The sequence below is a fragment of the Micromonospora sp. NPDC048040 genome (assembly GCF_055587185.1).
This window is the reverse complement of sequence record NZ_JBVJGT010000073.1, coordinates 20,617-28,283: the sequence shown is the minus strand read 5'-3', so window position 1 is coordinate 28,283 and position 7,667 is coordinate 20,617. Positions and strand designations below refer to the sequence as shown.

General features: G+C 76.7%; 7 protein-coding genes. 4 read left to right on the top strand and 3 right to left on the bottom strand.

Annotated elements, in window-relative coordinates; translation table 11 throughout:
- Positions 1–218: 218 nt before the first annotated feature.
- Positions 219–815 (top strand): TOPRIM nucleotidyl transferase/hydrolase domain-containing protein, encoded by a 597-nt coding sequence (locus ACZ6O2_RS33380; protein ID WP_466025762.1) that lies wholly within the window; start codon positions 219–221, stop codon positions 813–815.
- Here ACZ6O2_RS33380 and ACZ6O2_RS33375 read toward each other — a convergent pair.
- Entirely contained in the window at positions 786–1,361 is a 576-nt protein-coding gene (locus ACZ6O2_RS33375; protein ID WP_466025761.1) for a GNAT family N-acetyltransferase, read from the bottom strand. The two genes, ACZ6O2_RS33380 and ACZ6O2_RS33375, sit on opposite strands and share 30 nt — an antisense overlap.
- A 78-nt stretch (positions 1,362–1,439) precedes the next feature.
- On the opposite strand from ACZ6O2_RS33375, the gene ACZ6O2_RS33370 reads away from it, so the two are divergent.
- The 3 genes from ACZ6O2_RS33370 to ACZ6O2_RS33360 are packed head-to-tail and all read left to right on the top strand — an operon-like array spanning position 1,440 to position 4,920.
- Positions 1,440–1,964, top strand: coding sequence for a PadR family transcriptional regulator (locus ACZ6O2_RS33370; RefSeq protein ID WP_466025760.1), 525 nt, complete (start codon positions 1,440–1,442; stop codon positions 1,962–1,964).
- Positions 1,961–2,641, top strand: a complete 681-nt coding sequence (locus ACZ6O2_RS33365; RefSeq protein ID WP_350707258.1) for an ABC transporter ATP-binding protein — start codon at positions 1,961–1,963, stop codon at positions 2,639–2,641. The genes ACZ6O2_RS33370 and ACZ6O2_RS33365 overlap by 4 nt, the downstream gene beginning before the upstream one ends.
- Entirely contained in the window at positions 2,638–4,920 is a 2,283-nt protein-coding gene (locus ACZ6O2_RS33360; RefSeq protein ID WP_466025759.1) for an ABC transporter permease, read from the top strand. Before ACZ6O2_RS33365 ends, ACZ6O2_RS33360 begins: the two co-directional genes overlap by 4 nt.
- 26 nt (positions 4,921–4,946) lie before the next feature.
- Here ACZ6O2_RS33360 and ACZ6O2_RS33355 read toward each other — a convergent pair whose 3' ends face one another.
- Positions 4,947–6,164 carry a heterodisulfide reductase-related iron-sulfur binding cluster gene (locus tag ACZ6O2_RS33355; RefSeq protein WP_466025758.1) on the bottom strand — a complete coding sequence of 406 codons (1,218 nt, stop codon included), beginning with the start codon at positions 6,162–6,164 and terminating at the stop codon, positions 4,947–4,949.
- Positions 6,161–7,546: an FAD-binding oxidoreductase gene (locus ACZ6O2_RS33350; RefSeq protein ID WP_350707252.1), complete on the bottom strand. Its 1,386-nt coding sequence runs from the start codon at positions 7,544–7,546 to the stop codon at positions 6,161–6,163. The genes ACZ6O2_RS33355 and ACZ6O2_RS33350 overlap by 4 nt, the downstream gene beginning before the upstream one ends.
- Positions 7,547–7,667 lie beyond the last annotated feature (121 nt).

The following is a 7,667-nucleotide window of genomic DNA, read 5'->3' as shown; positions in this document are numbered from 1 at the left end:
AGAAAAGGGGGTGGGCCAAAAAAACAAAAAAGAGAAGGGGGGGGGGGGGGGGCCCCCCCCCCCCCCCCCCCCCCCCCCCCCCCCCCCCCCCCCCCCCGGGCCGGTCCCGGCGCAACTCGCTTGCACCGCCGGGCACGCCGGGCCACGATCCCCTGACTGATCCGGGCCGGGCGCACGCCGCAACGTGCGGCCCGACGGGCTACGTACCAGGAGGCGGGGTGGCGACCGTGCGGAGCATCCACGAGCTGACGGCGGGGATCGACGCGCGGGCCGTGGTGCTCGTCGAGGGCAGGAGCGACCGGGTCGCGCTGGAGACGCTCGCCGCCAGGCGGGGCCGGGACCTCGACGCCGACGGCGTACGGGTGGTGTCGATGGGCGGCGCGACGAACATCGGCCACTTCCTCGACCTGTTCGGCCCGTCCGGGCGCCGGCTGCGGCTGGCGGGCCTCTACGACGACGCCGAGGAGGGCTTCTTCCGGCGGGGGCTGGAACGGTGCGGCCTCGGCGGCGGCCTGTCCCGGTCCGACCTGGCGGCCCTGGGGTTCCACGCCTGCGTGGCCGACCTGGAGGACGAGCTGATCCGCGCGGTCGGCGTGGCCGGGGTGCGGGAGGTCATCGCCGCCGAGGGTGAGCTGCGCACGTTCCAGCTTTTCCAGCGGCAGCCGGCCCAGCAGGGGCGCGCCGTCGAGGCGCAGCTGCGCCGGTTCCTCGGCACCCGGTCCGGCCGCAAGAGCGCGTACGCGAAGCTGCTGGTGCGCGCGCTGGAGCCGGACCGGGTGCCCCGCTCACTCGACGCGGTGCTCGCCGCCGTCTGACCGGCGGGCCCGCCACTCGGGCGCCAGCACCGACCACACCTGAAGGTCGATCCGCCCGTCCGGGCCGGGGTAGACCTCGCGCAGCGTCCCGTCGTGGCGCATGCCCAGCCGCTTGGCGGTGGCGATGCTGCGGGCGTTGCGGGCGTTGGTGCGCCACTCGACCCGGTGGATGCCCCGCTCCTCGACGGCCCAGTCGACGATCCGCTCCACCGCCCGGCTGACCAGCCCGTGGCCCTCGGCGGCGGGCTCCAGCCAGCAGCCCGCCTCGCAGACGCCCGTCGCCGTGTCGAGCGAGACGAACAGGACCCCGCCGACCAGGGTGCCCTGCCGCCAGAGGCCCCAGATGCCGCCGGCGCCGCGCGCGTACCGGTCGGCGTGGCGCTGGAGCACGGCCCGGGCGGAGTCGAGGTCGGTGGCCACGAACGCCGGCGACACCCAGGGCGCGATGTGCTCGCGGGCGCGGTCCAGGTGGGCGAGGAACTCCTCGGCCCGCCAGGGTTCGAGGGGACGCATCTCGACGTCCTCGGTCAGGGACAGGGCGAACACATGACCTCCCATGCGGCGGATACCGCCACACCCTACCGGTATACACACCGCGTATACATGATGTGTATAGTGCCCGTCATGTCGATCGGACAGACCTTCCTCGGCCTGCTGGAGGCCACCCCCCGCCACGGCTACGACATCAAACGCCTCTACGACGAGCGCTTCGGCCACGCCCGCCCGCTCGCGTACGGGCAGGTCTACGCCACCCTCTCCCGCCTGCTGCGCAGCGGGCTGGTGGAGGTGGAGGCGGTCGAGCCCGGCGAGGGCCCGGAGCGCAAGCGGTACGCGATCACCGAAGCCGGCGTCACCGATGTCCGGCAGTGGCTGGCCCGGGCGGAGAAGCCCGAGCCGTACCTGCAGAGCATCCTCTACACCAAGGTGGTGCTGGCCCTGCTGACCGGCCGCTCCGCCGCCGACCTGCTCGACGTGCAGCGCGGCGAGCACCTGCGGATGATGCGCGAGCTGACCCGCCGCAAGCGCGACGGCGACCTCGCCGAGCAGTTGATCTGCGACCACGCGCTGTTCCACCTGGAGGCCGACCTGCGCTGGCTGGAGCTGACCGCCGCCCGTCTCGACGACCTCGCCGCGGCGGTCCGGTCGTGACCGCGCCGCTGCTGGTCGCCGAGGACCTGCACCGCTCGTTCGGCCCCACCCGGGCGCTCGCCGGCGCCAGCCTGCGCGTCCACGAGGGCGAGGTGCTCGCCGTGATGGGCTCGTCGGGCTCCGGCAAGTCCACCCTGCTGCACTGCCTCGCCGGCATCGTCCGGCCCGACTCCGGCCAGGTGCTCTTCGCCGGCCGTGACCTCGCGACCCTCACCGACGCCGAGCGCAGCGCGCTACGCCGGGAGTCGTTCGGCTTCGTCTTCCAGTTCGGCCAGCTCGTGCCGGAACTGACCTGCCTGGAGAACGTGGCGCTGCCGCTGCGGCTGGACCGGGTCGGCCGCCGCGAGGCGGAGCGCCGGGCCGCCGAGTGGCTGGAGCGCCTGGAGGTCGCCGAGGTGGCCGGCAAGCGGCCCGGCGAGGTCTCGGGCGGGCAGGGGCAGCGGGTGGCGGTCGCCCGGGCGCTGGTCACCCGCCCCCGGGTGGTCTTCGCCGACGAGCCGACCGGCGCGCTGGACTCGCTCAACGGCGAGCGGGTGATGCGGCTGCTCACCGCTGCCGCGCGGGAGACCGGCGCGGCGGTGGTGCTGGTGACGCACGAGGCGCGGGTCGCCGCGTACTCCGACCGGGAGGTGGTGGTGCGCGACGGCCGCACCCGCGACCTGGAGGTCGTGGCGTGACGCGGCTGCGCCACGGCGCGGCCGACCTGGCCATGGGCGCCCGCATGGTGCTGACCGGCGGCCGCGACGGCTGGCTGCGGGCGGTGCTGACGGCGGTCGGCGTGGGGGTCGGGGTGGCGATGCTGCTGCTCGCCGCATCGGTGCCCGGCGCGCTGGACGCCCGCGAGGCGCGCGGCGACGCCCGCGACGACCTGCGGATGGGCGGGCAGATCCCGGCCGCCGCGAACACGCTGCTGCTCCGGCAGGTCGACACCGCGTTCCGGGAGCGGCCCGTGCGGGGCCGGATGCTGCAGGCCGAGGGGCCGGCCGCACCGACGCCGCCGGGCGTGGCGACGCTGCCCCGCGCGGGCGAGGTCGTGGTCTCCCCCGCGCTGCGCGACCTGCTCGACTCCCCCGACGGCGCGCTGTTCGCACCCCGGCTGGGCGGGGCCCGGGTCACCGGGATCATCGGCGACGAGGGCCTGGCCGGCCCCCGGGAGCTGGCCTTCTACCTGGGCAGCGACCGGCTGAGCGCGGACGACGGCGCGACCCGGCTGGACGCGTTCGGCGGCGGGCTGCCCGGCGAGGGCTTCGGCCCGGTGCTGATGGTGCTGGTGGTCGTCATCTTCGTCGTCCTGCTGCTGCCCATCGCCGTCTTCCTCGGCGCGGCGGTGCGGTTCGGCAGCGAACGCCGCGACCGGCGGCTGGCCGCGCTGCGGCTGGTGGGCGCGGACGCCGCGATGGTCCGGCGGATCGCCGCCGGGGAGGCCGCGAGCGCCGCGCTGCTCGGCGTCGCGGTCGGCGGCGCGCTCTTCGCGCTCGGCCGCCAGGTGGCGCCGCTGGTCACCCTGATGGACCTCAGCGTGTACGCCGCGGACGTGCGCCCGCCGCTGCCGCTGGTCGCCGCCGTGGTGGTGGCGGTGCCGGCGCTCGCCGTCGTGGTGACCCTGGTGTCCATGCGCACGGTGCTCGTCGAGCCGCTCGGGGTGACCCGGCGCGCGACGCCGGTGCGACGCCGGCTGGCGTGGCGGCTGCTGCTGCCGGCCGCCGGGCTCGGGCTGCTGCTGGCCGGCGCCGCCGATGTCGCCCCGCTGGGCGCCGAGCAGCAGACGGCGGCCGGTGCGGTGCTGCTGCTGATCGGCGTGGTCACCCTGCTGCCCTGGCTGACGGACCTGCTGGTACGCCGGATGCGCGGCGGTCCCGTGCCGTGGCAGCTCGCGGTGCGGCGCATCCAGCTCGACAGCGCCGCCTCGGCGCGCCTGGTCAACGGCATCGCGGTCGCCGTGGCGGGCACCATCGGGCTGCAGATGCTCTTCGCCGGCGTCTCCGACCGGTTCACCGTCGCCACCGGGCAGGACACCTCCCGGGCCCAGGTGCAGGTGGAGTTCCCCGCCCGCCCCGACGCCGCCGCGGCGCTGGGCCGGCTGGCCGCCGCGCCCGGCGTGACCGGCAGCAACGCCACCCTGCGGAGCGTCGTCGGGGCCGCCGGGGGCGGCACGTTGGTCGACCTGCGGATCGGCGACTGCATTGCGCTGGCCGAGTTCGCCCGGCTCGACGGGTGCGCCGACGGCGACGTCTTCCTGGTCCGCGACGCCACGGCGCCGCAGGCGGAGATCCGGCCGGGCACCACCGTCACGGTGCCGGACGTCGACGGGTCGGCCTGGCAGATCCCCCGGGACGCCCGGGAGGCGCCGATCCGTCCCGGCCCCGCCGGCCACGCGCAGACCAGCGTGCTGGCCACCCCCGGCGCGGTCGACGCCGCCCGGCTGGGCCCGTTGCGCGCGGACGCGTACCTGCGGCTCGCGCCCGACCGGCCGGACGCGCTGGAGCACGTCCGCAACGTCGCCGCCGGCGTCGACCCGTTCGCCTCGGTGCTCACCCTGACCGGGACCACGCAGGCCACCCAGTTCGTCAACATCCGGCGCGGCCTCTACGTCGGCGCGGCGGTCACCCTGCTGCTGATCGGGGCCAGCATGCTGGTCGGCGTGCTGGAGCAGCTACGGGAGCGCCGCCGGCTGCTGGCGATGCTGGTCGCGGTCGGCACCCGGCGCGGCACGCTGAGCTGGTCGGTGCTGTGGCAGACCGCCGTGCCGGTGGTGATCGGGCTCGTCCTGGCGGTGGTCTTCGGGCTGGGTCTCGGCGCGGTGCTGCTGCGCATGGTGCGGGAGCCGGTCACGGTCGCCTGGCCGGTGCTGGGCATCTCCACCGGGCTGGGCGCGGCGGTGGTGCTGCTGGTCACCGGGCTCAGCCTGCCGGCGCTGTGGCGGCTGACCCGGCCGGACGGCATCCGCACCGAGTGAGGCCGCGAGCCGGCGTCCCGACCCGCTCAGACCGGTCGGGACGCCGGCTCCACGCGGGTGAGCAGCTCGGCCAGGTGCACGGCCCGGACGGGGGACCGGCGCCGGCGCAGCCCGGTGCGCAGCTGCCGCAGGCAGCCCGGGTTGACCGCCACCACCAGGTCCACCCCGGCGGCCTCGATCTCGTCGAGCTTCGCGTCCAGGATCCGCCGCGACTCCGTCGGCCGCAGCAGCGAGTACGTGCCGGCGGCGCCGCAGCAGGTGGCCGCCGAGGGCAGCTCCACGTAGTCGGCGACCTGGCGCAGCAGCGCCCGCGGCTCGGCGAAGACGCCGAGGCCGTTGCGCAGGTGGCAGGAGTCCTGCAGGGCGACCCGGGCGCGCCGGCCGGCCACCCGCAGCTCCGCGCCGGCGGGCCGTTCGGCGAGCCAGGTGGACAGCTCGCGCACCCGGTCGCGGCCGAGCACGGAGGCGAGGTGCGCCGCGCAGCCGCCGGAGGTGGTGACGATCGTGCCCGGCAGGTCCTCGCCGAGGCGCTCGGCCAGCCGCTCGCCGCCGGCCAGGTCGCCGTTGTGCGCGTGCAGCGCGCCGCAGCAGCCCTGCGCGGTGGGGACGGCCAGCCCCGGGTCGAGCGCCCGGGCGGCCCGGCTGACCGCCGGGAACAGGCCCCGCTCGACGCAGCCCAGCATGAGCTGCGCCTCGGGCCCGCCGGCAGCACCGGACTCGGGCGACGGGGCGGCGGCCGGACCGGGCTCGGGCGACGGGGCGGCGGCCGGACCGGGCTCGGGCGACGGGGCGGCGGCCGGACCGGGCTCGGGCGACGGGGCGGCGGCCGGACCGGGCTCGGGCGACGGGGCGGCGGCCGGACCGTGGGCGGCGCGGCGGACCAGGCCGAGCAGCCGCAGCACCCACCGCTGCTCGACCAGCAGCATCAGCGCGCGGGCCACCAGCGGCCGGCGGGGGCCGCGCCACTGGTGCACCCGCCACTGCTCGAGCAGGCTGCCGTACTCCACGCCGGCGGGGCAGACCGGTTCGCAGGCGCGGCAGCCCAGGCAGAACGAGGACTGCTCGGCGAGCGTGTCGTCGTCCGGGGGCAGGGTGCCGTCCTGAAGCGCCCGCATCAGCGTGATCCGCCCGCGCGGCGACGACGCCTCGTCGCCGGTCATCGCGTATGTGGGGCAGGCCGGCAGGCAGAACCCGCAGGAGATGCAGCGGGACAGCTGCTCCGGGTTGAACACGTCGCCGGTCACGAGCCCAGCTTTCCGGGGTTGAGGACGCCCGCCGGGTCGAAGGCGCTCTTGATCCGGCGCAGCAGGGCGAGCTGGTCGTCGCCGAGCCGGGCGGCGAGGAACGGCAGCTTCGCCGCCCCCACCCCGTGCTCGCCGGTGATGGTGCCGCCGAGGTCGAGGGCGGCGGCGAAGACGTCGGCGAAGGCCGCCTCGGCCCGGCGTACCGCGTCGTGGTCCTCGGCGGAGTCGAGGACGCAGGTGGGGTGCAGGTTGCCGTCCCCGGCGTGGCCGAAGGTGGCGATGGCGACGTCGTGCCGGACGGCGATCGCGTCGATCCGGTCGACCATCTCGGCGATCCGCGGCCGGGGCACGGTCGCGTCCTCCAGGATCGTCACCCCGCCCCGGCGGGACAGCGCCGGCAGCGCGCAGCGGCGGGCGGCCAGCAGCGCCTCGGCCTGGGCGACCTCGCGGGCGGTGGTGACCTCCACCGCGCCGGCGTCGACGCAGGCCGCGCCGATCCGGTCGAGGTGGGTGGCGACCAGGTCCGGCGGGCCGTCGTCGCCGAAGAGGAGCAGCGCTCCCGCGTCGGCGCGCAGCCCCAGGTGGGCGAAGTCCTCCACCGCCGTGATGCAGGCCCGGTCGAGGAACTCCAGCGTCGCCGGCACCACGCCAGCCCGGATCACCCGGGCGACGGCCTCCCCCGCCTCGGCGAGCGTCGGGAAGTAGGCGACCCCGGTGTTGCTCGACGCGGGCGCGGGCAGCAGCGCCACCGTCGCCTCGGTGATCACCGCGAGGGTTCCCTCGGAGCCGGTGAGCAGCCGGGTCAGGTCGTAGCCGGCGACGTCCTTCCACAGCCGACCGCCGGTGCGGATCACCTCGCCGGTGGGCAGCACCGCCTCCAGGCCCAGCACGTAGTTGCGGGTCACCCCGTACTTCAGCCCGCGCAGCCCGCCGGCGCAGGTGGCGATGGTGCCGCCGACGGTGGCGACGGTGCGGCTGCCCGGGTCGGGCGCCCAGAGCAGGCCGCGCGCCGCGGCGGCGTCGGCCAGCGCGGCGCTGGTCACGCCGGGCTGCACCCGGGCCAGCAGCTCGTCGGCGCTGACCTCCAGGATCGCGTTCAGCCGGGTCAGCACCAGCACGATCCCGCCGCGCAGCGGCACGGTCGCGGCGCACAGGTTGGAGCCCGCGCCGCGCGGCACCACCGGCACGCCGTGCCGGGTGGCCAGGGCCAGCACGGCGGCGACCTCGGCGGTGTCGGCCGGGAACACCACCGCGTCGGGCCGGTGCGAGAAAAGCGGGGTCGCGTCCCGGGCGTACGCCACGAGGTCGCCGGCCGCGTCGTGCACGTGGGCCGGGCCGACGATGCCGCGCAGCTCGGCGAGGACGGTCGCGGAGAGCGCCATGCCAGCCCTTCCCGGCGCGGCTCCGCGCCCGTAGCTTTTTGCCAATTCCAACCTGACGGTCGGCGAAATTTTCAACCGATCATAGAGAGCCAGGCCCGCCAGGTGAAGACGGCACCGGGCC